This window comes from Pseudoalteromonas sp. P1-26 (assembly GCF_001401795.1).
Lineage (GTDB): Bacteria > Pseudomonadota > Gammaproteobacteria > Enterobacterales > Alteromonadaceae > Pseudoalteromonas.
In genome coordinates, this window is sequence record NZ_LKDX01000002.1 from 163,496 (window position 1) to 189,025 (window position 25,530).

Annotated in this window: 24 protein-coding genes; 15 read left to right on the plus strand and 9 right to left on the minus strand. The window is 37.2% G+C overall.

What is annotated here, in order from left to right; genetic code table 11:
• The 10 genes from flgK (at nt 1) to AN394_RS02160 (ending at nt 11,845) form a co-directional block, all read left to right on the plus strand.
• Nucleotides 1-2,010, plus strand: a complete 2,010-nt coding sequence (flgK, locus tag AN394_RS02115; protein WP_054562213.1) for a flagellar hook-associated protein FlgK — start codon at nt 1-3, stop codon at nt 2,008-2,010.
• Between the two features lie 2 nt (nt 2,011-2,012).
• Nucleotides 2,013-3,245, plus strand: coding sequence for a flagellar hook-associated protein FlgL (gene flgL / locus AN394_RS02120; protein ID WP_055020697.1), 1,233 nt, complete (start codon nt 2,013-2,015; stop codon nt 3,243-3,245).
• Nucleotides 3,246-3,592: 347 nt separating this feature from the next.
• Nucleotides 3,593-4,555 (plus strand): flagellin, encoded by a 963-nt coding sequence (locus AN394_RS02125; protein WP_054562211.1) that lies wholly within the window; start codon nt 3,593-3,595, stop codon nt 4,553-4,555.
• Between the two features lie 429 nt (nt 4,556-4,984).
• Nucleotides 4,985-5,950 (plus strand): flagellin, encoded by a 966-nt coding sequence (locus tag AN394_RS02130; RefSeq protein WP_054562210.1) that lies wholly within the window; start codon nt 4,985-4,987, stop codon nt 5,948-5,950.
• A 162-nt stretch (nt 5,951-6,112) separates the two neighbouring features.
• Entirely contained in the window at nt 6,113-7,075 is a 963-nt protein-coding gene (locus tag AN394_RS02135) for a flagellin (protein WP_054562209.1), read from the plus strand.
• Nucleotides 7,076-7,154: 79 nt separating this feature from the next.
• Entirely contained in the window at nt 7,155-7,571 is a 417-nt protein-coding gene (locus AN394_RS02140; RefSeq protein WP_054562208.1) for a flagellar protein FlaG, read from the plus strand.
• 27 nt (nt 7,572-7,598) lie between these two features.
• Complete coding sequence (gene fliD, locus AN394_RS02145; RefSeq protein ID WP_054562207.1) at nt 7,599-9,005, plus strand: flagellar filament capping protein FliD; 1,407 nt, start codon at nt 7,599-7,601, stop codon at nt 9,003-9,005.
• 39 nt (nt 9,006-9,044) lie between these two features.
• Nucleotides 9,045-9,473 (plus strand): flagellar export chaperone FliS, encoded by a 429-nt coding sequence (gene fliS / locus AN394_RS02150; protein ID WP_054562206.1) that lies wholly within the window; start codon nt 9,045-9,047, stop codon nt 9,471-9,473.
• Nucleotides 9,463-9,759 (plus strand): hypothetical protein, encoded by a 297-nt coding sequence (locus AN394_RS02155; RefSeq protein ID WP_055197945.1) that lies wholly within the window; start codon nt 9,463-9,465, stop codon nt 9,757-9,759. The genes fliS and AN394_RS02155 overlap by 11 nt, the downstream gene beginning before the upstream one ends.
• 7 nt (nt 9,760-9,766) lie before the next feature.
• Nucleotides 9,767-11,845 carry a 6-hydroxymethylpterin diphosphokinase MptE-like protein gene (locus AN394_RS02160; protein WP_054562204.1) on the plus strand — a complete coding sequence of 693 codons (2,079 nt, stop codon included), beginning with the start codon at nt 9,767-9,769 and terminating at the stop codon, nt 11,843-11,845.
• Nucleotides 11,846-11,862: 17 nt separating this feature from the next.
• Here the strand turns inward: AN394_RS02160 and AN394_RS02165 are convergent, their stop codons facing one another.
• The 7 genes from AN394_RS02165 to AN394_RS02195 form a co-directional block, all read right to left on the minus strand.
• Nucleotides 11,863-13,164, minus strand: coding sequence for a DUF4910 domain-containing protein (locus tag AN394_RS02165; protein ID WP_054562203.1), 1,302 nt, complete (start codon nt 13,162-13,164; stop codon nt 11,863-11,865).
• On the minus strand, nt 13,143-14,198 hold the full coding sequence (pseI, locus tag AN394_RS02170; protein WP_054562202.1) for a pseudaminic acid synthase: 1,056 nt from the start codon (nt 14,196-14,198) through the stop codon (nt 13,143-13,145). Before pseI ends, AN394_RS02165 begins: the two co-directional genes overlap by 22 nt.
• A gap of 4 nt (nt 14,199-14,202) precedes the next feature.
• Nucleotides 14,203-15,096 carry a DapH/DapD/GlmU-related protein gene (locus AN394_RS02175; protein ID WP_054562201.1) on the minus strand — a complete coding sequence of 298 codons (894 nt, stop codon included), beginning with the start codon at nt 15,094-15,096 and terminating at the stop codon, nt 14,203-14,205.
• Nucleotides 15,093-16,052 carry a hypothetical protein gene (locus AN394_RS02180; protein WP_055020698.1) on the minus strand — a complete coding sequence of 320 codons (960 nt, stop codon included), beginning with the start codon at nt 16,050-16,052 and terminating at the stop codon, nt 15,093-15,095. Before AN394_RS02180 ends, AN394_RS02175 begins: the two co-directional genes overlap by 4 nt.
• Nucleotides 16,052-16,741: a pseudaminic acid cytidylyltransferase gene (gene pseF, locus AN394_RS02185; RefSeq protein WP_054562199.1), complete on the minus strand. Its 690-nt coding sequence runs from the start codon at nt 16,739-16,741 to the stop codon at nt 16,052-16,054. The genes AN394_RS02180 and pseF overlap by 1 nt, the downstream gene beginning before the upstream one ends.
• 14 nt (nt 16,742-16,755) lie before the next feature.
• Nucleotides 16,756-17,448, minus strand: a complete 693-nt coding sequence (locus AN394_RS02190) for a phosphoadenylyl-sulfate reductase (protein ID WP_054562198.1) — start codon at nt 17,446-17,448, stop codon at nt 16,756-16,758.
• A 62-nt stretch (nt 17,449-17,510) separates the two neighbouring features.
• Nucleotides 17,511-18,263 (minus strand): phosphosulfolactate synthase, encoded by a 753-nt coding sequence (locus tag AN394_RS02195; protein ID WP_054562197.1) that lies wholly within the window; start codon nt 18,261-18,263, stop codon nt 17,511-17,513.
• 145 nt (nt 18,264-18,408) lie between these two features.
• Here AN394_RS02195 and AN394_RS02200 point away from each other — a divergent pair, with 145 nt between their 5' ends.
• Genes AN394_RS02200 through AN394_RS02220 form a run of 5 tightly spaced genes read left to right on the plus strand, consistent with a single transcriptional unit; the run spans nt 18,409 to nt 23,534 of the window.
• Nucleotides 18,409-20,046, plus strand: coding sequence for an L-aspartate oxidase (locus AN394_RS02200; protein WP_054562196.1), 1,638 nt, complete (start codon nt 18,409-18,411; stop codon nt 20,044-20,046).
• Between the two features lie 3 nt (nt 20,047-20,049).
• Nucleotides 20,050-20,412 (plus strand): 2Fe-2S iron-sulfur cluster-binding protein, encoded by a 363-nt coding sequence (locus AN394_RS02205; protein WP_054562195.1) that lies wholly within the window; start codon nt 20,050-20,052, stop codon nt 20,410-20,412.
• Nucleotides 20,409-21,908, plus strand: a complete 1,500-nt coding sequence (locus AN394_RS02210) for an argininosuccinate lyase (RefSeq protein ID WP_054562194.1) — start codon at nt 20,409-20,411, stop codon at nt 21,906-21,908. Before AN394_RS02205 ends, AN394_RS02210 begins: the two co-directional genes overlap by 4 nt.
• Nucleotides 21,908-23,314: a class I adenylate-forming enzyme family protein gene (locus AN394_RS02215; RefSeq protein WP_054562193.1), complete on the plus strand. Its 1,407-nt coding sequence runs from the start codon at nt 21,908-21,910 to the stop codon at nt 23,312-23,314. Before AN394_RS02210 ends, AN394_RS02215 begins: the two co-directional genes overlap by 1 nt.
• Entirely contained in the window at nt 23,304-23,534 is a 231-nt protein-coding gene (locus AN394_RS02220; protein ID WP_054562192.1) for an acyl carrier protein, read from the plus strand. Before AN394_RS02215 ends, AN394_RS02220 begins: the two co-directional genes overlap by 11 nt.
• 5 nt (nt 23,535-23,539) lie before the next feature.
• Here the strand turns inward: AN394_RS02220 and AN394_RS02225 are convergent, their stop codons facing one another.
• Both AN394_RS02225 and pseC read right to left on the minus strand, forming a co-directional pair.
• Entirely contained in the window at nt 23,540-24,340 is an 801-nt protein-coding gene (locus AN394_RS02225) for an AAC(3) family N-acetyltransferase (RefSeq protein ID WP_054562191.1), read from the minus strand.
• 19 nt (nt 24,341-24,359) lie between these two features.
• Entirely contained in the window at nt 24,360-25,526 is a 1,167-nt protein-coding gene (pseC, locus tag AN394_RS02230) for a UDP-4-amino-4,6-dideoxy-N-acetyl-beta-L-altrosamine transaminase (RefSeq protein WP_054562190.1), read from the minus strand.
• Nucleotides 25,527-25,530 lie beyond the last annotated feature (4 nt).

Consider the following 25,530-nt stretch of genomic DNA (forward strand, 5'->3'; position numbering starts at 1 on the left):
ATGTCATTTAGCTTATATGACATAGCAAATGCCGGTGTAAGAGCTAACTCTGAGCTTTTACAAACCACCAGTAAAAACATCGCCAACGTTAATACCGAGGGCTATGTGCGTGAGCGTACTGAGTTCACAACCATGATCGATAACCAAGTCGGCCGTGGTGAAACGTATCGCTTACTAAATGAATTTGCACAAAAGCAATTAAATAGAGATACCTCTAATAAAGCGTTTTTTGATCAGTTTGTAACTGAAGCAAGCCGTGTAGATAGCTTGTTTTCAGAAGAGTCAAACAGCTTATCAACGAGCGTAAATTCGTTTTTTAACAATGTACAAGAAAGCTTAAATCAACCGTCATCAACAGTAGCTCGTTCACTGGTCATGACGGATGCACAAAATTTGATTGATCAAATGGACAGGTTATCGAGCATTGTGGTTGACCAAAAAGCAGTAGTAAATGAGCAGCTAGAAATCTTTTCAGATGAAGCAAATAACCTGATCCAAAATATCAGTGATTTAAATACCAAGATTGCTTCGGTTCATGGTACTGATCGTGAGTCAGTATCAAGTGGTTTATATAATGAACGTGATAAAGCAATTCGTGATCTATCTGAGCTGATTGATATTGAAACACTCGATGGTAATAACGGCGAGAAACAAGTGTATTTAGGCTCTGGTCAAGCACTTGTCATGCAAAGTGGCACATTTAACCTGTTTTCATTCAGTGGCGATCCTGATCCGAACTTTAAAGAATTAAAACTTGATATAAACGGTGGCAAAGCCGTGCCGCTTGAAGTTGATGTGAGTAAATTGAAAGGCAAAATTGGTGGCTTACTGGCATTTCGTGACGATATTTTAGTTCCAGCGCAAAACCAACTTGGTCAAATGGGCTTAGCATTAGCCGATGCCTTTAACCAACAAAATAGCTTAGGTATGGACGCTAATGGTGAAATTGGTGGCGATATTTTTGCTATTCCAACGGTAGATGCGTTTGGTTATCAAGCGAATACGGGCACATCAACAATGACGGCAACCCTTGAACCTGGTAAAGGCAGCGAATTGCCAGCAAGTGATTTTATTGTGACCTATACAAGCGCAACCACTGTTGAGATTCAGGCAATTGATAATAAAGGTGAACCCATTGGCACCGCATCTACAGCGAATGTGACTGCCGGTGTGATTGACTCATCAACTATTACGGGTGGTGAAGCGTTTGGTTTACAGCTCAACGTATCAGGTGCTGCAAATACTGGTGACCAATTTATGGTTAAGTTGAACTCTCAGGCTGCAACTAGCTTAGAGCTTGCAACTGAACGTCCTGAAGATTTAGCGTTAGCATCACCTATTCGAACTGCGAACGATATCAATAATACCAGTGATGCAAGTATTTCTGCTGGCACAGTGTCCGATATTGACAACTCAACGGGTATTACCGTGGGTCCCCCACCGAGTTTGGCGAATGGCGATATCACACTCGTGAAAACGGCGAATGCTAACGAGTATCAAATTACAGATGGTAACGGTACATCGACGTTTACCATTACACCACCTGCTGAGAATATTCTTGCTCAAGCAGGGGCGCCTTACGATACCTACGGCTTTGACTTTAATATTGAAGGATCACCTGCAACAGGTGACACCTTCACAGTAGAGTTTAACACAGGTGGTTTTGATGATAACCGTAATGGTTTGCTATTGGCCGATTTACAAAATGGTGAGCTAGTGCGTCAAAATGTTGAAGCAAGTAGTACAGCCGATAATCATAAAACGTTTAATCAAGCCTATTCAGGCATTGTCACTGATATTGGTGTAGTGACTAGTCAAGCCCAAACCAATGGTGCGGCCTTTACAGCATTGGCTGATCAGTCTGAAGCTTGGTATGAATCGCTATCAGGTGTAAACCTTGATGAAGAAGCGGCAAACTTACTGCGCTTTCAACAATCGTATGCAGCATCAGCACAGGTCCTTTCAACAGCACGTACTATTTTTGACACCTTATTAAGTGCGGCGAGGTAATTATGCGTATTTCAAATAACATGATGTATAAGAATAACCTTAACTCTATTCTTAACTCACAGCAAAATGTAAACAAAGCGCAAGAGCAGGTTAATACTCAAAAGCGTGTATTGACTGCTGCTGACGATCCTTCGGCTACGGCTCGCGCACTACTTTATACAGATCGCATTCAGGGTAATGAACAGTTCACAAAAAACATTACAATGCTGAATAGCCGCCTAACAACAGAAGAAAGTGTGCTGCAAAATATTAAAGGTGCGCTTGAGTCTGCTTATACTTTATCTATTCAAGCTGGTAATGGTGCGTATAGTGATATCGACCGTGAAGGTATTGCTGAAGAAGTTAAAGCATTGCAAAGTACGGTACTTGATTTGATGAATGCAAAGACCGAAGACGGTAAATTTATCTTTTCGGGTTACCAAGATAATACTCCGTCTTACACCTTTAATAGTACTTCTGGTCGCTATGAATATGGTGGCGATCAGGGGCAACACAAAATCAAAGTGGCTGAAGGTGTAGAAATCAAATCAAGTGACAATGGTTTTGATACATTCGAAAAAGTAAATGCTCGACTAAATGTGGCATCAAACGACGGCACTGTGTCAGGCGGTATCACAAGCTCAAAAATTTATGTTACTGAGCAAGCTGATTTCGATAAATTCCATCAGGCAAATTACAACGCAGACCCTGCCGCAGCCGCAAATGCCAATACACTAAGCTTTATTACTACCACAGGCACACCTAATACATTTGTTGTGCAGCAAGCTGGTGTAACGATTGACAGCGGTAGTTTTGAAAACGGTAAAATTGAATATCAAGGTATGGAGATTTCTGTTTCACCTGTTGCAAATGGCCAAGTTGATGTTGACCTTGAAGCACCACAAAAAGAGAATGCGTTAAATACTTTGGATGACCTGATAGCAGGACTAACCAATCCTGATTTAACTCAAGAAGAGTTTGATCAAGTTTTAGCTGATGCCATCGTACAACTCGATAATGCCAAAAATCAGGTTTCACTTGTTCAGGCCGGTTTGGGTGGTCGCTTAAATACGGCCAAGAAAATCGAACAATCAAACGGTGACTTAGATACTAGCAATAAAGCTGCAAAAGCTGAGCTTGTTGAGCTTGATATGGCTGAAGCGATTACTGAACTCACCAAACAAGAAACATCACTGCAAGCTGCACAGGCAACATTTGGCCGTTTGGCTAACCTCTCATTATTTGATTACTTATAATTTATGTAGGTTAAGCTTATTTAATAAACTTAACCTACAAAACCTTCCTTAAGCTTCACACTTTAAAAGCGTTTTTAGAGCACTCTTTTTAGTATTTATATCTTTAGTAAAACATCGTGATAGCGGCTTTCAAGGTAACCAGATGCCATGTTTAGTTAAAAAGCTAAAATATTTCTCTTTTAAATACAGTGCATTAAATAAAATTTTAAAAATTGTTTAAAAATTCACTAAAGGATTTTTTGAGCGGACCGATAACTTAATTAACCAAGCAGAGTAACAAACAACAGTTACCGCTTAATTAGAGTAAGTTTGAGAGTAAATGATAAGTTTACTTCGGGAGAAATATCATGGCACTTTATGTAAATACAAATGTTAGTTCATTAAACGCTCAAAGACAATTAATGAATTCTGGTAACTCACTTGACACTTCATTCAAGCGTTTATCATCTGGTTTCCGTATCAACAGCGCTGCTGACGATGCGGCTGGTCTACAAATTTCTGACCGTTTAACATCGCAAATTAACGGTCTTAATCAAGGTAACCGTAACGCGAACGACGGTATCTCTTTAGCGCAAACAGCTGAAGGTGCACTAGACGAAGTAACGTCAATGTTCCAACGTATACGTACCCTTGCGCAACAAGCGTCGAATGGTTCAAACACTGATGAAGATCGTTTGGCACTTCAAGAAGAAATTCGTTCTTTAGCATCAGAAGTAAACCGAGTTGCTGAAGATACTACTTTCGGTGGCCAAAATTTACTTGACGGTTCTTACTCAGCAAGTTTCCAAGTGGGTGCTGATGCTGTTCAAACAATTGGCTTCAGCATGAAGGATGTTGGTGGTACAGCTAATACGCTTTCTGCTAACGGTGGTTTTACTATGTCAGGTATTGCTGGTGTTGCTTCTGGTGTGACAGGTAAAGGTATGTCCACTCTTGCTGCAGGAATTAGTGATGTAGGTACAGGTTTGACTGCTGCAACTGTTGGTTTCTCAGCTTTCGGCGCAACTACAATCAGTGTGTCTTCTCAGGTTAATGCACAACAAATCTTGGCTGGTATGGATGCTATGATTGCGGTAGTTGATAAAAAGCGTGCAGAGCTAGGTGCGGTTCAAAATCGTTTCCAGTCAACGATTCGTAACCAAGCTAATATCTCTGAAAACTTAAGTGCAGCTCAATCTCGTATTAAAGATACAGATTTCGCGACTGAAACAGCTAACCTAACTAAGATGCAAATCTTACAACAAGCTAGCCAAACAATCTTGAGTCAAGCTAACCAACGTCCTCAAGCGGCATTAAGCTTACTAGGTTAATAGTTGGGAATTTGAGTCAAAGTGAAGTCAAAACTTTGACTTAAAGAAAAGCGCCTTTGTCTAATGGGGTATTAACAAAGGCGCTAAGATAGGATTATAAAGCGGAGGCGCTCAAAATCCTGACAGTAGTGTTCTAACATTTGTAAGAACATAAAACATAAAGCACAGATTATGCCATAATTTGTGTTATTAAACCCACTCTTAAACTTATCTCTCTTAAGGCTCCTAAATGGAGCCTTTTTATTCCTTTTTTAATCTTAATTAATAGTTGGCCTATTAATTGCTCTCATTACTTCAAGTTAATTAACTAATCAGCAAAGTGGCAGTATTTTGCCCCAGGCGACTTAGATTTGCCGCTGTAAGGGTCACTTTGTCAAATTCACTTTTTAATAAGTGACTTTACTTTGACAGATAAGAAGAGAGTTTATTATGGCTTTATATGTAAATACTAATGTTAGTGCATTAAATGCACAAAGACAGTTGGATAGAACAGGTACAGATTTAGATACTTCGTTTAAACGTCTATCTTCAGGCCTACGTATTAATAGCGCAGCTGATGATGCTGCCGGTTTACAAATTTCTGACCGTTTACAATCACAAATTCTAGGTTTGAATCAAGGTAACCGAAATGCGAACGATGGTATTTCACTTGCGCAAACAGCTGAAGGGGCATTAGAAGAAATTACTTCAAGTTTTCAGCGAATTAGAACCCTTGCACAACAAGCAGCAAACGGTTCAAATACGGATGAAGACAGACTTGCTCTCCAAGAAGAGATTCGTCAGTTATCTGCTGAAGTAAACCGTATTGCTGCAGATACCACATTTGGTGGCCAAAACTTACTTGATGGGAGTTACTCCGCTAGTTTTCAAATTGGTGCTGATGCCGTTCAGACTATCGGCTTTAGTATGAAAAATGTTGGAAGTACAGCTAACTCACTAACTGCAAATAGTGGTTTCACTATGTCGGGTATAGCTGGTATTGCTTCAGGCGTGAGCGGAAAAGGAATGTCTACATTGGTTGCAGGTATTAGTGATATAGGCACTGGATTAACCGCAGCTACAGCAGGTTTTAGCAATATTACTGCAAGCGGAATAAGTGTATCTTCTCAAGTAAATGCTCAGCAAGTGCTCGCAGCTATGGATTCTATGATTGCTGTAGTAGATAAAAAGCGTGCTGAATTGGGTGCTGTACAAAACCGTTTTCAATCGACTATTCGTAACCAAGCGAATATTTCAGAAAACTTATCGGCTGCTAAATCACGAATTAAAGATGCTGATTTCGCAGCTGAAACGGCTAATTTGACTAAAAACCAAATTTTACAGCAAGCAAGCCAAACAATTTTAGGTCAAGCAAATCAAAGACCTCAAGCGGCATTAAGCTTATTACAAGGTTAAAATTTAAAAAATAGTTAAAAAATTTACAAATAAAGCTAAAGCTTTCGCTTTATCAGACGATAACTGATTTAGAGAACTATCAATCTAGGACTCTATGTCGGTTAAATAGCAGGGTAGGGGTATCCCGCTGTTTAGCTATTAAATGATAAAGCGGAGGCTAACATGGCTATCTATGTAAATACTAATGTGAGTTCTTTGAACGCACAGCGTCAGTTGATGAAATCTGGCAACTCCTTAGACACTTCATTCCAGCGATTATCATCTGGCTTACGCATTAATAGTGCGAAAGACGATGCTGCGGGTATGCAAATCGCTAACCGTTTAACAGGACAAGTTAACGGCCTTAATCAAGGTAACCGAAATGCGAACGATGGTATTTCTCTTGCGCAAACAGCTGAGGGTGCACTAGACGAAGTAACATCAATGTTCCAACGTATTCGTACGCTTGCACAACAAGCGTCGAATGGTTCGAATACTGATGAAGACCGTTTAGCACTTCAAGAAGAAATTCGATCATTAGCTTCAGAAGTTAATCGAGTGGCTGAAGATACAACGTTCGGTGGTCAAAACCTTCTTGATGGAACTTATAATGCCAGTTTCCAAGTTGGTGCTGATGCAGTTCAAACAATTAGCTTTAGCATGAAAAATGTTGGTGGTACAGCAAATTCACTAACTGCTAATGGTGGTTTTACTATGTCAGGCATCGCTCAAGTTGCTTCAGGTGTGACAGGAAAAGGCATGTCAACATTAGCTGCTGGTATTAGTGATGTTGGTACAGGTTTAACCGCAGCAACAGTTGGCTTTTCTGCATTCGGTGCAACAACTATTAGCGTATCTTCACAAGTTAATGCGCAGCAAGTATTAGCTGGTATGGATGCAATGATCGCTGTTGTTGATAAAAAGCGCGCTGAATTAGGTGCGGTTCAAAATCGTTTCCAATCAACAATCCGAAATCAATCAAATATAGCTGAAAACCTAACAGCTGCACGTTCGCGTATTCAAGATACTGACTTTGCAACAGAAACTGCTAACTTGACTAAGATGCAAATCTTACAACAAGCAAGTAGCTCTATCTTAAGTCAAGCAAATCAGCGCCCACAAGTAGCTCTTTCGTTACTAGGGTAGTCTAAGTTTTAAGTCACTGTACAGAGGAAATTTTCAGTACAGTGGCTTATAATTTAACAGATAACAGCTGGAGAGAGAAATGATAGATATTAATTCCGCAGCTAGGGCTTCAGATAATGTTAATACTTCAAACAGTGTTTCTGTAAAATCAGTGTTAGATGAAGAGAAGCTTAATAAAGGCACAGAAATTGCTAGTAGGGAACCTGTTAATATTGATGAAGTTTCAAGCAAGAAGCGTCAAGAAAAGCAAGATATGATTGCTGAGGTAAAAGAAAACCTCGAGAAGCTTAATAAATATATACCGGTAACTTCGACAAACTTAATTTTTGAGTTTGATGAGCTAGGTGAACCACCGATCATTAAAGTGCTCGATAAAGAAAGTGAAGAGGTGATCCGTGAGATACCCACAGAAGAGTTTCGAGAAGTGGCTAAAGCTTTGGATGAATTTGCCGATAAATTAACTAGTAAAGGTATGCTATTTAATCATTCAGCATAAAAGTGTAATATTTTTCAGGAGGTTAAAATGCCGTTAATTACTTCAGCTGGAATTGGCTCTGGCTTAGATCTTGAGAGCATTATCTCAGCAACCGTAAGTGCTGAAAACACTCCTAAAATGAACGCATTTGTTGCAAAAGAAGAGTCTTTACAGGTAGAGCTTTCAGCGATAGGTGAAATTAAATCTGCTCTTTCTAAGTTGCAAGACACTATCGAGAAGTTAGCTGATCCAGATAACTTTAACAAAAGAACTGCAACTATCAAACAGCCTACCAGTGATGATGGTGATCTGATATCAGTAACACCAACTTCAGATATTTCTCCTGGGGATTTCAACATTGAAGTATTAGAACTTGCTCAAGGTAGTAGAGCAACATCTAATGATGGCCTCTTTGCATCCACTGATGATGTGGTTACGGCATCAGGTGGTACTTTATCGTTTGCAGCAGGCGATAAAAATTTTGATATTACCTTAGATGCAGGTGCAACTCTTGCTGAGTTGCGCGATGCCATAAATGATTCAGATGACAACTTTGGCGTAACTGCCAATATTATAAATACAGGTACAGAGTCTAAGCTTGTCCTAACCTCATCTGTTACAGGTACTGGCAATGATTTAGTAATTACGAATGATACTGCTGAACTTGATAATGTTTCGACACTTGCTAACGATGGTGTTACTGCTGGTGGTATTGCAATTGCATCTGGTGATGAAGCTCAAGACGCTTCGATAAAAGTTGATGGTATTACTATTACTAATGATACCAACACGTTTAAAGATGCTGTTCAAGACATGACTATTACAGCTAAAAGAGAAAGCGTCGATGGTGAAACTGCAAAGTTATCAGTTCAAGTTGATCGTGAAAGTGTCACTAAGCTCGTAGATGAATTCATAGCGAATTATAACAATGTAATCGGGCAGTTAGGTTTTCAATCAAGAGTGGGTAAGCCACTCAATGGTGATGCAACGATTCGCTCTTTACAATCACAGCTTGTCAATAATTTATCTGTTAACTTAACAGATGCAGGTCCATTTGAAAGTATATTTGATATTGGCTTAGGCGTTGATAAGGATGGTTATTTAGAAAAGTCATCTCTAGTTCGTAGTTTAAATGAAGCAATGGACGAAAACTACGATGATATTGGCAAGGCTTTTGCAGGTGAAAATGGACTAGCTACACAATTTGAAACTTTATTAGAAAACTATGTTGACTCTAACGGTATAATTAAACAAAGAGAAACAAACTTAAACGCTCAGTTAGATGATCTCGAAGATGATGTCGCTAATCATGAATACCGTATGACTGAGCTAGAAGCTAGGCTTCGTAAACAGTACTCAGGTCTTGATGTATTATTGGCTCAGATGCAATCGACTCAAACTTACTTGAGTGCTCAATTATCTAGTTTACCAGGGTTTACTAAATCAAAATCTTAGTAGTAGCTAATGTCTTCAGCAATTATTTGTAGGTAAATTATGTATAATGCAAAAGTAAGAAATTATCAGAAAGAAGCACTTAAAACTCGAGTTGCAGGTGCTGATCGTTATGAAATAATCCAAATGTTAATGGCTGGTGCTTTAGAAAAAATGGTATTAGCAAAAGTTGCAATTGAGAAAAAGCATCTTGAAGCTAAAAGTGAGCATTTATCTAAGGCATCTGCAATTATTGAAGCATTAAGAGGATGCTTAGATTTTGAAGTGGGTGGTGAGGTTACAGAAAACCTCTATGCATTATACTCATATATGCTAGACCGCCTTCTTGATGCGAGCATTAAGAATGATCCTACCATCATAGATGAAGTTTCGAGCTTATTAAAAGAAATCAAATCAGCATGGGATTCAATTCCTAATGATATTCGTCAGCAGACACTGAGTGAAAACGGTGTTGATGCTAATGTTGGCTGAACGCTTAGATAAACTAGATATTTGCCTCTGTTCTTTGTTAAAAAATATTGAAAATATGCATTTTGACGAGGCTGTAGCAAATACTAAACAGATTGAAAAATTACTGGAACAATGCTTTGCATCATCTGATATGTCAAATACAGATGTTAGTCGTCTTGAATCAATTTTAAATGATTTTAATAACTTGATAACGAAAGTAGCTTCTTTGAAGGCAGATACTGCAAAATCATTGGGCACACATCTCAAAACTCAAAAAAAATTAGACATTTATAAAAGTATAAAATAAGAGCCTTATGACTAAAGAATCGAGCTTAGAGCAGCAAATAGAATCGCTAGCAGAAAAACTTGATAGTTCTTTGCAGCAACAGATAAATGAAGAGAAGTTTGCAGAGCAAGCTAATATTCGGTTTGCTAATAATGTAACTGCTTTTGAAAAATACTACCCTGAAATTGCGCAAGCGATTAAAAACTATAAAACTCGGGATGACTTTTGTTTACATGTAACTCGAGAGCTTAAAGCAAATTTTGTTAAAAAAGGCGAAAAAGTACCTTTATATAATGATAATCCTTACACCCAATGCGTTGAACAAGTTGAAAGAAACCTAAATAAACCTGCTATTAGTGCGGTTAAATATGACTTCAGAAAAAAGAAGAAAGACAATCGCATTCATGTTAAATACATGAATAAAATTAGTGAATTACTAGCTAATATAAGAGAACAAAAACCTGATACATTGAAACGACTGCCAGATCGCTTCCCTAGCGCAATGATTTTTGGCATTGGTTTAGGATATCACCTTGAGTATTTGCTTAATAAGGTTGAGTTTGATTATATCCACATCGTGGAACCTGACTTTGAGCTTTTTTTTGCGAGCCTGTTTTGTATAGAGTGGGATGTAATTATTCAAAGAGTAGATGATTCATTAGGTTGTTTATTTATACATCTAGGAATTAGCTATGAAAACTTCTTTGATTCACTTTACAAAGTTGTACAAGATATTGGGGCTTTCTCAATATCTAAAACCTTTTGCTACCAACACTACCCAAATAATGAATTAAACTCATTAATTTCAAATTTCTTTAAGCAGTTTTATCAATTTCAGAACGGCTTTGGTTTTTACAATGATGCTGTTACTAGCATAGCTCATACAATTAAACATATGAATAGTAACTTGCCATTTTGGATAAGTGATAATGTTGTAGCTGATGATGTAGCTGAAATACCTGTTTTTGTCGTGGGTAATGGACCATCATTAGATAGTGCGGAAGAATTACTAAGACAAAATAAAGATAATGCAATTATTTTGGCTGCAGGAACCGCCTTAGGTTCACTGCTTAAAATGGGTATAAAGCCAGACTTTCATGTTTTAATCGAGCGTCCTAAACGTAATTATGAAATTTTGCTTGAGACTCAAAAGAAAGAAGATTATTCCGATTTAAATTTATTAACAACTAATGTTATCTACTCACATACTCCTGAGCTTTATAAATGGACAGGCCTTGCAATAAAGGGGAACGAAGCAGGTTCAGATTATTATGCTCTGGCTAGAATAGGGAATGGATTGTTGCGTAGAGAAATAATTCCCTATTCAAACCCTTTAGTTGCAAATACAGCATTGTCTTATGCTAGTTCGTTTGGGTTCAAAAATATCTATTTAATTGGTGTGGATAATGCGATAACAGGTTCTGGGGAGCATCATTCTAAGTACTCTATTTACAATGATTCTTCTTTAAAACGTCAGTTTAAGCCTCACAGCGGTTACGATCATGAAGTCGAAGGGAATCTTGGGAACATAGTTTATGCAAATAATTTCTATATGGTTTCTAAAAATCAAATGGAATTATTAATTAAACATAAACCAAACTCTAATTACTTCAATGTTGGCCATGGTGCAAAACTAAAAGGAGCTTATCCATTAACTGAAGAAGAAGTCTTAATCCCTAGCCTTTCTACAGATAAAAACGAGGTTGTTGAATATATAAAAAATACTCAGTTTATCAGTGAGTCAGTAAAGGATGATGATTATCAAATGCTTGACTTAAAAGCTTTCTCTACTATAGCAAAAAACATAAAAGATATATCTCTATCTAGCTTTTCGAGTCGCCAAGATTGTTTAGATATTCTTCGGCGTCAATCGAGGTATGTATATTCTTTGAGAGGGGGGCGTTATAGTTACTACTTTCAATTATTCAAAGGCTCTTTGTTATATTATCATTGCCCATTGATAACTCTTTTATATAGCTATGAGGATGATAATTTAACACTTAATTGGTTTAAAGAGGGTCTAGATATGTGGAATGAGTATTTAGACGAGATTGAAGCTGATTTTCCTGAAAGTTATGATAAGCCATGTGACTGGGGACTGGAGTAAAGAAAGAAGCGCTTTATTCAAAGCGCTTCTATTAATTTATTTTCTAACGCAATCTTTATTAAGTTTATAATCTCATCAGTGCTGATTCCAAGAATGTTAGCCAGGTCTATAACATCATTTTTTCCATCACAGTAAGCTAAAACATTAAGAAGATTCCTCGCAACATTTGATGAACCTTTTTTGCTAAGAGTTGGGTATAAGTTATATTTGCTTAATTTAGGTTCACATAACTTAGTTGTAATGTACTTGTGGTTTTTTTCAAATAATTGAACACACTTCTTGGCAAAGTCTAGCCCACCTTTTAAACCAGAGGGGGTCATAAAAGTTAAGTCATCTAATGAAGTATGGTACTCAGGATAAACTCCATACTTTGTCCTCATTATAGAAGTAATTGGTAAATCGATATTGGGTGCACAATACTGGCGTTCATCACTTCCTCTTTTTAAAAAAGAGTATATCTTTGCGTCATTTTTATAGTTTTCACTTAATACCTTTTGAACGACTTTGTCACTCAAGTTATCACCATAACGTGATTGTACAGTTGAATAGTCACCGTCATCCCCTATGCATGTTAAAACTAAGCCTGCAGCAATATTACTTTTTAAATGTTCTAAATTACGGCTTAAATAGGTGATTGTGCCAATAGTCTCCGTTGTGAAAACAAAGCGATAACTATAAAAGTTATTCTCATTTTTTGCTAACCAGTTGATCAAAGCCAAAGAGACAAGGGGGCCTGAAAGCTCATTATTTGCGAGTGAGGGGTGACAAACATAACTAGATATTAAAATTTCCTTTTCACTTTTACCCGGGATAAGAAGTTCTGCATAGGTTAAAGAACCATCAAAATGATGACTGTTAATGAATACGTGGTAATCATCTTCAGTTAGAGACTTTCTTTGTTTGTCTGTTATGCAAAAACCCCATCGAGGCTCATAATAAGATGTAACGTAAGGAATTGCTTCAGGCTGTTCAGGCAATGAATGCAAATGTTCTTGTAGCTCATTAAGCGGGATTATTTTGTCGACTTGGGTTGAGTAGCCAAGTACATGTAAATTTGAGTCTTTAAAATCTACTACAGTATTCCCTTTAGAATCTTTTATCCACGCTTCTTCAATACTCCACTCTTTAGGAACAGTCCAATCAAATACTTGGGTACCAGAACGTACTTCATGCTTAACTAATGAGTACCCTTCAATATAATCATCAATAATATCTAAAGTCTTTCTAACACCATTACCGGTAATACTTCTGCAAATAGGAAATAACTCCTTTGCGATTTGATGTAGTGCTTTTCCGTCTAATTCTTTAAAGTTTGACATAGTAGACTCCAATCTAAAGGGGTTCCTGCATTAATATTTTGTTTTGCTGTGCACTTTAATACTTTGTTTTTATTTTTTGGGGCTAGACCATGGCCAGGACGAATACTTCTTATCATGTCACTAGTGATAAGTCGTCCTTTTGGGATATCTTTAACAGCATATAGTGACCGGAAGTTTTTGCGTGGTGACGAGTTACTGTAGTCAACCTTACCAATAGTAGCGAAACCGTTTCGTAATTTATCGGTGAATTCTTTCATTAGGGAAATAGGTAAAGAAAACTCAGAGTCAATTGCTCCGTCTTTTTGACTCACGGTAATATGCTTTTCGATCATCGAAGCGCCGTTGGCAATAGCAATAAGAGAACATATTTCATCCGTACTATGGTCAGAAAGCCCAATAGGGATATCAAAGCTTTGTTGCATATCAGTGATTGTTGCTAAGTTAAATTTGTCATAAGGGGCAGGGTAGTTACTTATACAATGCATTAAACCGATATTTCTATTCCTTACTTTTTTACATGTGTCTAATACCTCTTCTATCCCAACTTTATCTATGATACCGGTTGAAATAATCACAGGTTTTTGCGTTTTAGCAGCCGCCTCAATTAAATCTAGGTCCATTGCTTCAAAAGAAGCAATTTTGTATGCAGGGCAGCCTAACTCTTCTAAAATACAAAGTCCCTCATGAGAAAATACGGAAGAAAATAGAGTGATACCTATCTCTTTCGCATAATCAAATAAAATGGGGAGCCACTCCTTAGGGGTTGCGCCTTGTTCATAAAGTTCAAACAAGCTACGGTCTTTCCACAAACCACTTTTTACAATGAAGTCACCTTCACTGATATCCAATGTCATATCATTAGCAGTAAAGTATTGAATTTTTACAGCATCAAAACCATTTTCTTTCGCTGCTAATATTAACTTCTTAGCACGATCAATCTCATTGTCATGATTACCTGATATCTCTGCAATTAAATAAGGTTTCGAGTGGTTTTGAATGTTGAAATTATCTATTACAATTGATTTATTAAACATAGTGTTAGTTTGCCTGGTCTTCTATGAATTTTCTGAGGTTAATAGTGTGTTTTATTGCAAAGTTACCCGAAACATCAGCTTTTTCGGGTATATCACATACAACAGTTGAACCAATTCTAACCTTTGCTTTATCTCCAATTTTAACCCAGTTTGATATCGTACAATTGGCGCCAATCCACACATCACTTCCTATCGTTGATCTACCAGCAATATTTGAGTTACCACTAATTTCTGTGGATTGTCCGATAACAACATCATGAGCAATGTTTACGCCAATTCCTATGTGGCAATAATCACCGATAAGTGTTTTTCCCGAGTAAAACAATCCTTTTGAAATGTTTGAATTTGCATGTATGTAGCATCCTTTACCAATAATGACTGAACCATAATGAGTAATATGCTTTTTTATGCCATTTATTGACTTCGCAAGCATTCCTTCGGTGCTAATAGTGCAGTTTTGGGCTATGTATGCATCATCATTTAACACCGTGTTTTTTCCAATATATGCTCCTGAACAAATGGTTGTATTATGACCAATGTGAACAGGAGGGCAAATAACAGCATTTTCACTAATTGAAGCTGTTGGGCTCACATAGTGGGTTATTAATTCTTTTGTTGAGAAGTAAGTATTATGAATGTAATGAAATAGATCATCGAATCTATTAGTTGTTATCACCGCTTTATCAGTCTGAATGATTACTTCAGGAGCAATTATGCAAGCCACATTGCTATTGTTTATAGCTTGTTGGAAGTATTTTTTATTTGCTGCGAGTACGATGCATTCATCTCCTGTTCCCCAACAAAAATCTGTACATTTTGCTTGAATGTCACTATGAATATTCTGTGTTTTAATATCATCAAATACAGATAAAAGTTCGTTTAAAGGGATTTTGGTCATGTAAGCAATACCTCTGCTATTCTTTTTGCTGCTAACCCATCTATAAGTGGCTTTCGTGGTTTTTTAAGAGAAATGTTATTCAGAAGTTCCTTGAAGGGTTGCCCACTTATTTTGTTTGTTAGACAACCTAAACTATGTGCTAAGCCTGATTGTTGCCAAGAGTTAGCTATTTTTATTTGATTCTCAGCGAAGTAACCACAACTAAATGGTATACCAATATATGCCATTTCATAGCTTAAGGTGCCTGCAGAAACAATAGCATAATGACAGCGTTTTATTACTTCTGAATAATCACTTAAGTCGACATGAGTTGTAATGTTAGCGTTGTTTAGTTTCTCAACTAAAGGAATTGAGCTAGATAAGGATGACGCAACAAGGTGAATCTCACCTTTGTATACCCTATTAATTTGGTCGATTATGCTGGCGGCAACACCATTATCATTACCGCCGCCCATGCAAACAAATACACCCTCACCCTCTAAAGGTTTAGTAACCAAATTAGGGTTTATGATGGCAAATTTAGCGCCGCAAAGCAGCTTGGTTTCTCTATTTAGTACCGCCTTGTTGTACCAGTATTTATTCGCACAAGGGTTTATATTTATTACAAATTTACCTAAATAACTTCCTTCACACTTAAAATCATATTGACCAAATACAATCCCATAGGAAGTTAGAGTTTCTTGGAAGATCACATCACATTGATAATGATCAATTAAAAGTTTGGGAATACTCTTTTCAATACATATTTGCGCAATTTCACCAGCATCTGAAAAGCTATTATTTATTTTTATGACCTCATCAAAGTGTAGATCTATAAATGAGTTATTGAAATTTTTTCCGACAATTGCAATGGTTTTTTGTTTTCTTTTTTTTAGTTCTTTAGCAATTTCATTGCATCGATTAAGGTGCCCATAACCAACACTTGAGTTAGCATCAAAGTTAAATCCAATAGCCATTAATTCTGTTTCATTGCTTTATAATACAATTCAGCTCTAACCCAATCATCTTGAGTATCTATATCATGAACTAAATAGTGAGGTAATATATGTATTAGTGCGTCAGATGAATCTATTACTTTTTTAATTTCCTTATCGTTGATTGTTTTGTACCAATAAAATTGTCCAGCATCATGGTAAGCTTTTTGTAAATCTTGCGATCTGTTGCTGACGTGTTGAGGAAATAAAAGCTCAAGTCCGTTTTCTGTCTGGGTAAACCCCCTATATGGGCTGTAATGAAATTCAGTAGCGCTGAAGCAAGCATTTTTCTTGTTTGACTGATTGAGCATATTGAATGAATTTATCAGCTGTTCTGGATTTATAAATGGAGTAGTTGGGTAAATACAGCAAATGTAATCAATGCTTTGTGTTTGCTCAAAAAAGTTTAAGGCATCTTGAACTACTTCTCTGGTAGGAGCGAAATCATCAGCGAGTGCAGGATCACGCATGAAGGGAACCTCAGCACCAAATTGCTTTGCTATTTCAGCTATTTCAAAACAGTCAGTAGATACAACCACCTTGTCAAATAAACCACTGCTGATAGCTGTTGTTATTGCGTACCCGATAATAGGTTTACCGCAGAACAGCTTAATATTTTTTTTGGGTATTCTCTTACTCCCACCACGGGCAGGAATGATCGCTATTTTCATTTATTGTCCAGTCGTTATTCGTGTAAGCCACACTCACGCTTTAATCCAAAAAAACGTGTTTGTTCTATGCTCTCTACTTCATATATTGATTTAGTAGTGTGAGTATCACCGATTGAAACATATCCCTTATGCCAAAGAGGGTTGTAATCTAGAGAGTTATCTTTTATGTAGCTATCAATATCTTTAGAGGTCCAATCTAAAATAGGAGACACTTTGTATCGATTATTTGATAATTCAATGAACTTTTTTTGGTCACGTGTGGGTGACTGTTCCTTCCTTATCCCGGAGAACCATGTTGCTGCGTGTAAATCATTTAATGCACGTTGCATGGGCTCGACTTTCCGGTTTTGATTGTAAAGTTCCAAGCCTTCTAAACCATTTTCCCAAACTTTTCCAAATTTTTTTTCGTACTTTTCTCTATCAAGTAATGGCCTAAATGTTTTCAAATTTAAGTTAAGTGTAGATGTTAGATGTTTTGAAAATTCAATTGTCTCATCAAATAGGTAACCTGTATCAATAAAAACAACTAAAATATCAGGCTTATGTAATGTCATTAAATGAAGCATAACAGCAGCTTGGGCACCGAAACTAGTACTTACGATATGTTGTTTAGGTAAGTTTGTTAGAGCCCAACCTATACGTTGGCTAGCTGTCCAGCTAACCATGCGTTTATTGATTAAGTCGATATCTATATTTGTATCCAACATCATAACTCCATCACTTCAGAATTAAATTACCTCTAATTATATCGGCCGAAGTTTAGAAATATTTATTTGAGATGAATTGAGCACAAAGTATCAGAGCGCAATCCTAGTCTAAGTGTTTCTAGAGAGATAACATCTTCATATGCAATATTTCCCATATTTACATCACGGCCATATTGCTTAATCATGAAAACTTGGTGGGCTTTTTTGGGAGCTTCAAAGATTAATTTGTCGATTTCAACACCTGATTCCATTACTTCCTCTACTAATCCCATTCTTATTTCGCCATCACCTCGATATAAGCCAGCTGTTCCACTTTCTCTTCCTTCTAAAATTATACTTTTTGCCCCAGCATTAATTTCACTTTTTATTTGCTCTACCCATTTTGATGGAGACACAACCACCTTATCATCTTTACTGCCCACTTCAGAAAGCACAGTAAAGTCTTTTGCAAATCGGCTAATTAGTTCGTTTTTTTCTTTTTGTGGGATTGAAATTGTACCGTCAGATATTTCAATTAAAGATAATTTATGTTGTTTAAGAAAATCGATGTATTCATCCACTTTATTAGTTAAGTAACAATATTCGAATAAGGTACCACCAAGGCAAGGTTCTATACCATGAGATTTTATTAAATCTAATTTTGCTTCTAAATTGGGAGTTACTAATGATGTTCCCCAGCCAAGCTTGATAACATCTATGAATTCACCGCAGGCTTCTAATTGCATTTTGAGCTGCTCTAAACCCAACCCCTTATCAAGCACATTAGTTTTACCTGTTTGGCGCGGTTTAGTTGGTCTTTGGTCGATGAGTTTCATATCTAATCCTTTTTTAAAATATATGATAACTTAAGCATTATCTATGCCTGAATTACTGTATCTGTTTGTTTTATTTTACTTCATAATAGATTAGGTTTTAGCAAAAATACTTATTTTTTAACTGATTTGATATCTAGGAGCTTAGTTGAGTAAATTAACATCACTTAATGCTGAAGTTTTAGTTATCGGTGCAGGCATTGCTGGTTGTTGCGCTGCGTTAGAGGCAGCTTATGCAGGTAAGAAAGTAATTTTAATATCAAAGATTCCGCCTCTACACTCTCACTCTGTCAGTGCCAGAGGAGGAGTAAATGTTGCCATAAATGAACCCGATGCTTTTGCTCATATAAATGACTGTCTTAATGCGGGTAGAGGAGTTGCTAGTAAAGATTGTATTGAGTATATGTGCGAGTCTGCTCCTGAAAATCTTCATTGGTTAGAAAAATTAGGTGTGCAGTTTAGTAAAGATGAGTCAGGGCACTACAAAAACAAAGCCTTCGGAGGTTCTAATATTCCCAGAGCTTGCTTTAGTAAAGATAGGACCGGGCTTGCGATTATGGTCGCTTTAATCAAGCAAATAAAAAAGAATGAACAGATCACCTTACTAGATCAGATGATGGCTGTAGAGTTAATCCAAGAAAGTCGTCAAGTTATTGGCGCTCAAGTTTTACACTTGCGGAATACTCAGCTATTCAAGATTTTTGCTAATTCAGTGGTATTGTCAACTGGAGGAGGTTTGAATAGCTATAAATATAATACAAATGCTGTTTCTACAACTGGTGATGGTCTGTCCCTCGCATTCAATGCTGGTGCTGCTTTAAGGCATATGGAATTTGTTCAGTTCCACCCTTTGGGTTTACGAAATAGTGGTATACAAATACCTGAACCTGTACTTGGTGCTGGTGGTAAAATAGTCTCAATTTCAAATGACAATGTTATGTCACGTTACTATCCAGAGAAAAAGGAGTTGGCTGGTAGAGATAAAGTGTCTATAGCAATTGCAAAAGAATTAAGTAATCACCCAGGCTCTGAGCTCTATCTTGACTTAACAAACATTCCAGAGGAAAAAAAGTTTGCTTTGAAGGAAGCTTCTTTGATAGCGGCTACTTACCTTAATGCTGATGTAACTAAGGATAAAATTTCTATAATACCTTCAGCTCATTATTTAATGGGGGGGGTTAGTTGTAATATTAATGGTCAAGTTCTTAACTATATGGGCGATATAATAAATGGCTTATTTGTTGCGGGTGAAGCAGCTTGTAATGGTGTACATGGTGCAAACCGGATCGGTGGGAATTCATTGCTTGAAGTGGTTGTCTTTGGTCGTCTCGCTGGACAAAATGCTGCAAAGCTCCAAAAAAAGGCCAATTACCAAAGTGCCTCTTTCAAGGAGTTCACTTTTCCGTTTGGGGATAGCAAAGAAACGATGGGAGAAATTCTGAGTACTTTGAAAACGACAATGTCTCAAAACGTTGGAGTAATAAGAAATGAAAATGGGTTGAAAGAGCAGTTGAAAATATTAGCCGACTTGAATCAAAGGTATTTAGATATAAAAATCAGCGACCGCACTCATTTTTATAATCAGCAAATAAAACAATATATTGAACTTAAAAATATGCTTTTAATCTCAGAGGCTATATGTCGCGCGGCTCTTTGTAGGCCTGAATCAAGAGGTGCACATTATCGTGATGACTTCCCATCAGAAGGCAATTTTTTTGAAATGGCTACACTAACCTATAAACACGAGTCAGGTGGAATGGCATGTGAGTTAATTAGGATTTCATAATTAATGAACACAATAACATTAAACATTTATCGTTTTAACAAAGAAACAGTGAGTCCATCAATCTTACAACCTTTTACTCTTAGCTATAGCAATGAACAGACTCTTCTCGATTTGCTTATGAGAGTTCTGTATGAATTTGATAGCACTCTGGCTTTCGATAAAAACTGCCGAATAGGGTTGTGTGGTAGTTGTCGTTTAAAAGTTAATGGCAAAGTGATGTTAGCTTGCAGTGAAAATGTAGCAAAGTTAGTTTCCGAATTTGGCAATGAGCTTGAAATAACCCCTTACAATTGCACGAAAGTTGTTCGTGACCTAATAGTTGAGCCGCAGTTTGAAAACTGTTCAGAAATAGAGGTGAAAAAATGAGTAATAGTTTTTTAGGTGCGGGTTCTCGCTTTAAAGAAGGTCCAGATCAACGCTTATATAACAGTGCATTTCAATATGAACTTGAATGTAGCCCATATATTATGAGCAACTTAAGTATAGCGGATATGAGTCATGTCATGACTTTAATTCAAGGGGGAGTAATTTCTTCATCGAAAGGAAGAAAGTTGCTATCAGGCCTTCTTGAAGTCCACCTACAAGGAACTGAAAACATTCCCTTAGATCCTGCAGTAGGAGATAGTTACAATAATAGAGATAAATATTTGCAACAGCATATTGGTCCTGATAGTGGTTATGTCCACATCGGACGTGCTCGAAGGGAAGCTAGTACAATAGCTTGGCAAATGGTTTGTCGCGAAAAATTATTTTGCCTTCATGAAAAGTTAATTCAGTTATGTGAGGTATTTAATCAAGTTGTTTCACAGCATTTAAATACTTTTATGGCAGACTTTACCTATTTACAACATGCACAGCCGACTACCTTAGCCCATTATTTACAAGGGTTTCAAAGACCGCTATTAAGAGACATTAGTCGCGTAGAAACAGCTATAAAAATGGTGAATTTATCTCCTGCATGTTCAGGGAGTGTTAATGGCTCTCAAATTGAGATGAATCGAGAGTTTATTGCCGAGTTGCTGGAATTTGATGGCATATTAACTCACACTCGGGATGCGATGTGGGCACCAGATATGTGTATAGATGTGATGACGAGTCTTTGTTCGATAATGACAAGCTTAAATCGAATCAGTGAAGAGTTTATAATTTGGAATAGCGCAGAATTCTCTTATCTTGAGTTAGCTGATGGCTTTACCCGCACAAGTGTCATAATGCCACAAAAGAAAAACCCATATGGGTTAGCATTCATTCGCGGTCAAGCTAGAACCTTTAATGGCATGATGACAAATATTTTATCTACAAATCAGACTATTAGTGGGCAGCCTGATAACCGACTCTATGCTTATGGAGAGCTACCAAAGGCTTTAGATTATGCTATTCAGTGTGTCGATCTTTTTGCCGGGATTTTATCTACATCTAAATTTAACAAGGATAAGCTTGCAGAAGCTGCAGCTGACAAATTTATTGTTGCAACAGACTTATGCGATATGTTGGTCAAATTTTCGGACTTAGATAATCGTAGTGCTCATAAAATCATCGGTAGGGCAGTAAGGAATGCTTGTGATGAAGAGCAAGATGGTTTTACTCTTGATAGTATAAAGTTAGCAGCACAGCAGTTGAATATTGATTTGCCAAACATTCCAGATCAGGTATTTAATTCTAACATTGACATACCTTCTCTTATTTCTTTAAGGAAAGGACTTGGTAGTGCAAACCCCGAGCAAGTCCAATTAATGGTTCAGGACAGTAAAAACAGTATAGCTAAGGCACATTCGTTTCAAGGAAATTATAGAATGTCATCTTTCAATGAGCGCTTTGTGAAAAAAGTGAACCTCTTTTTGAATGAGCTAAAGGACAAATAATGTTAACAAGTATTTATACAGAAATAGCTAACAAAAAAGGTACGAAAATAGCGGTTTCATTTGACGATAAAGAATATAGCTATGATGAGTTTCATACTGAAATAGACAAATTCGCTACTTTTTTAAAATCAAAAAATATCAAGCCTAGTCAAAGAGTCGCAGTATCAAATTTTTCACCTGTTGAGCTTCTTTTTTCTTATTATGCTGGTGCAAAATGTGGGGTTAGCATAGTGCCTATTCCCTTTATTGATCCACAGAGACTACAGGGGGCATTGGAAACTAGTGATGCTGCATTGTTTATTGAATCTTACCCTCAATTAGAGTCAACGAATATTGATGTTTCATTTGATCAAGAAGCTATGGTTATTTTTACTTCTGGAACGACTTCCAGCAAATTGAAAGGGGTAAGATTATCTCAGTGTGGCATCAACGATATTTGTGCATTCATGAATAGTAAGATGGAGGTTGATGAAGGAATTGCAGAATTAGTTTTTGCTTCAATAGATCATGCATTTGGTTTTGGGCGATGCCATAGTGTCCTGATGGCCGGCGGAAGAATTGTACTACCAACTCAGCTTAGTAATCCTTTATCAATTTCATCATTGTTTAGTAAGTATGATTGTAATGCATTATCAACGGCACCTTCTTTGTTAGCAGCTTTACTACAAGTAGGCAAAAGTGAGTTGGCGGCAGTTGCAGACAACCTAAAATGGCTACAAACTGGCGCGATGAGATTTGATCACTTTTTCCGAATTGAGTTATGTAATTCACTGCCTAAAACAAGAATATTTCTCCATTATGGGTTAAGTGAAGCTATGCGAGTAACATTCTTTGAGCTAAACCGTAATTTAGATAAGGTTAAGACCGAAGGACCTGCTTCAGAATGCTCTGAGTTAAAAATTATTGATGAGCAAGGCTGTGCTTTACCCCCTTTCGAAAGTGGGCGAATAGCAATTAGAGGAAGTAATTTATGCTTAGGGTATCTCGATGATGAGCTATGGAATAGTCAGCTTCAAGATGGTTGGTTTATAACTTCTGATGTTGGGTACTTAGATGAGCAAGGTTATCTAGTCTTTTCAGGAAGAAGTGATGATGTAATAAATTATAATGGTGTTTTAGTGCACCCTGATGAAATAGAATCTAAACTGGTGACGTTATTTAAGAGCAATGCTTTTACAGTACTTGGTATGGAAGATCCCAGTAAAGTTAAAGATAGTATTATTGTTTTATGTGTAGAAGGAGAAACTAAAGTAACTCTTAAGGATGTAGCAAAACATTTGAAAGATACTGATTCAAATTTTAGACCGAATAAGCTATTTACATTAAGTGAGCTACCACGAACACGTTCTGGTAAAGTAAGTAGAGCATTAATTAAAAAGCATTTATGTGAGCAATATGAAAAATAAACAAATCATAAAAGAGTTAATTTTAATTCAAAACCCAAGTGTGGATCTTAGTAACGAAGCGGATTTTTCATCAAGCTTTGCTGAACTTGGACTGGATTCTATAGATGTTATGACTATAGTCTTAAAAATTAAGAGAGAGCTAGGTATAGACATCAACGATGAACAGTTGTCTAAGTTAGGTACTGTTTCTGAGTTAATAGAGTTTTTAGATAATAAATAAATGCATTAAGCTTGGTAGGGGCGACTATTCGGTGGCTCCGCAAGCCAACTGTAAATATCATCTCTCATCAGCTCAGTCGTTGCTTTATAAAACTCTCTCATATTGAAGCCCCAGACGCTGCCATGGCACATTTTAGAGTGATTTAATTTAAATTTTTTTTCGAAATTTTCAAATATTTTGACATTTTTATCTCTTTTTATATCGCAGTTTAAATATGTTACTAGATGATAAAAAGCTTTCATTTCTGTGTGCTGCCCAGTTTCAATTGGGTGTATGAACTCTTTTGTATATCTGTAAGGTACATTCATGTCAGACTCACATTGGTGAACAAGGCTGACAATTTGTTTTGGGTGAATACCTACGGAAATAAACATACTGTCAAGCTCCAGCATCCTTGAAAAAGGAGTGTGCATACCATAACTATGAGGAGCTGTGTTTTCGCAAATATAAGAAGCTTCTTTTCCTATAGCAGTGCGAGACGAAAAAGGGTGAAGCTGTCTAATGCTTCCTGCTTGATTTCTGATAAATTCGCTAAAAGCACCGGTTTCAGAAGGTGTATTTTTTAGTGAAAATGGAATGTTAGTATTACAAAGTGAAAAGCTATGGGTTGGCACTACAATTGTACCTTCTGGGCCTATCAAATCCATAATCACTTTAAGGTGTAAATTTAACAGCTCGAACTTACTCAAAGAAAGAGAAATACCAACTTTTGTGATATCTCCAGTAACATAAACAACTTTTCCTTCTGTGATACCAACAGAAGAGTATGCCTGTTTTAAACTTTCGTAAGATATGTCTGCTAACATGAAAGCTCTAATTCCTTGTTTAATTCACTAGGTTAAAGAATGCCGTAATTACAGCTTTTTGCTGATCTGCTGCCATAGTTGGATGCAGAGGAATAGTAACAGCCTGTTTGTAGTAGCTTTCTGCATTAGGAAAATCACCTTCCGAAAAGCCTAAAGCTTGATAATAAGGCTGTAAATGGATCGGTATATAATGCAAGTGAGCAATAATTCCTTGCTCGCGCATGCCTGTAATGACTGACTTGTGTTTTTCTACTTCACACTGCGTTAAACGAACAATATATAAATGGTAGCTAGAGTAACAATCATCCGATTGTTTTAAATGAGCTACCGTTGAGTTTGCAAATGCATGGTTATATGTTGTTGCAATGTCGTTTCGCACTGATACAAAGTTGTCTAGCTGCTTTAACTGACTCAGTCCTAAAGCGGCTTGCATATCAGTCATTCTATAATTAAAACCAAGCTCTAACTGTTGATAATACCAAGGGCCGTGACTTGGCTCGGTCATTTCTTCAGGAATATTAGTAATACCATGACTTCGCAAGCGGCTCATTTTTTTGTTGAGCTCAGCGCAGTTGGTAACCGCCATACCCCCTTCAGCAGATGTAATTATCTTGACTGGATGAAAGCTAAACACAGTAATATCTGAATAAACACAGCTGCCAACAGGCTTATCTTTGTACTTCGCGCCAATAGCATGCGAGGCATCTTCAATAACCTTAAAACCATACTCTTTGGCAAGTGCATTGATTGCTGCCATATCGCATGACTGACCAGCTAGATGAACAGGGATCACGACTTTAGGGAGTTGCTGGTTTTGTTTGGCTAACGTTAGTTTTTCTTGAAGCGCTGCAACAGACATATTGCCTGTTTCAAGGTCGATATCAACAAAATCGATGTCTGCGCCACAATACAGGGCGCAGTTACTCGAGGCGACAAAGGAGATTGGCGATGTCCATACAATGTCATCTTTACCTACGCCTAAAGCTAGGCAAGCAATATGTAACGCTGAAGTCGCACTGTTAGTGGCACAGGCATAGTGAGCACCACAATATTCTGCAATAGCACTTTCAAATGCCGGAACAGCAGGTCCTTGCGTTAGCCAGTCAGACTTTAATACATCAATTACGGCGTTGATGTCATCTTGAGAAATATTTTGTTTGCCGTAAGGAATTACCTTATTCGTCATAATG

Bases quoted from the DNA above. Each gene is read 5' to 3' on its own strand.
- flgL (WP_055020697.1), top strand. From the start codon at position 2,013: ATGCGTATTTCAAATAACATGATGTATAAGAATAACCTTAACTCTATT.
- pseC (WP_054562190.1), bottom strand. From the start codon at position 25,526: ATGACGAATAAGGTAATTCCTTACGGCAAACAAAATATTTCTCAAGAT.
- AN394_RS02175 (WP_054562201.1), bottom strand. From the start codon at position 15,096: ATGACCAAAATCCCTTTAAACGAACTTTTATCTGTATTTGATGATATT.
- fliS (WP_054562206.1), top strand. From the start codon at position 9,045: ATGTATAATGCAAAAGTAAGAAATTATCAGAAAGAAGCACTTAAAACT.
- AN394_RS02180 (WP_055020698.1), bottom strand. From the start codon at position 16,052: ATGGCTATTGGATTTAACTTTGATGCTAACTCAAGTGTTGGTTATGGG.
- AN394_RS02140 (WP_054562208.1), top strand. From the start codon at position 7,155: ATGATAGATATTAATTCCGCAGCTAGGGCTTCAGATAATGTTAATACT.
- fliD (WP_054562207.1), top strand. From the start codon at position 7,599: ATGCCGTTAATTACTTCAGCTGGAATTGGCTCTGGCTTAGATCTTGAG.
- AN394_RS02125 (WP_054562211.1), top strand. From the start codon at position 3,593: ATGGCACTTTATGTAAATACAAATGTTAGTTCATTAAACGCTCAAAGA.
- AN394_RS02195 (WP_054562197.1), bottom strand. From the start codon at position 18,263: ATGAAACTCATCGACCAAAGACCAACTAAACCGCGCCAAACAGGTAAA.
- pseF (WP_054562199.1), bottom strand. From the start codon at position 16,741: ATGAAAATAGCGATCATTCCTGCCCGTGGTGGGAGTAAGAGAATACCC.
- AN394_RS02160 (WP_054562204.1), top strand. From the start codon at position 9,767: ATGACTAAAGAATCGAGCTTAGAGCAGCAAATAGAATCGCTAGCAGAA.
- AN394_RS02225 (WP_054562191.1), bottom strand. From the start codon at position 24,340: ATGTTAGCAGACATATCTTACGAAAGTTTAAAACAGGCATACTCTTCT.
- AN394_RS02220 (WP_054562192.1), top strand. From the start codon at position 23,304: ATGAAAAATAAACAAATCATAAAAGAGTTAATTTTAATTCAAAACCCA.
- AN394_RS02190 (WP_054562198.1), bottom strand. From the start codon at position 17,448: ATGTTGGATACAAATATAGATATCGACTTAATCAATAAACGCATGGTT.
- flgK (WP_054562213.1), top strand. From the start codon at position 1: ATGTCATTTAGCTTATATGACATAGCAAATGCCGGTGTAAGAGCTAAC.
- pseI (WP_054562202.1), bottom strand. From the start codon at position 14,198: ATGTTTAATAAATCAATTGTAATAGATAATTTCAACATTCAAAACCAC.
- AN394_RS02155 (WP_055197945.1), top strand. From the start codon at position 9,463: ATGTTGGCTGAACGCTTAGATAAACTAGATATTTGCCTCTGTTCTTTG.
- AN394_RS02135 (WP_054562209.1), top strand. From the start codon at position 6,113: ATGGCTATCTATGTAAATACTAATGTGAGTTCTTTGAACGCACAGCGT.
- AN394_RS02165 (WP_054562203.1), bottom strand. From the start codon at position 13,164: ATGTCAAACTTTAAAGAATTAGACGGAAAAGCACTACATCAAATCGCA.
- AN394_RS02215 (WP_054562193.1), top strand. From the start codon at position 21,908: ATGTTAACAAGTATTTATACAGAAATAGCTAACAAAAAAGGTACGAAA.
- AN394_RS02205 (WP_054562195.1), top strand. From the start codon at position 20,050: ATGAACACAATAACATTAAACATTTATCGTTTTAACAAAGAAACAGTG.
- AN394_RS02210 (WP_054562194.1), top strand. From the start codon at position 20,409: ATGAGTAATAGTTTTTTAGGTGCGGGTTCTCGCTTTAAAGAAGGTCCA.
- AN394_RS02130 (WP_054562210.1), top strand. From the start codon at position 4,985: ATGGCTTTATATGTAAATACTAATGTTAGTGCATTAAATGCACAAAGA.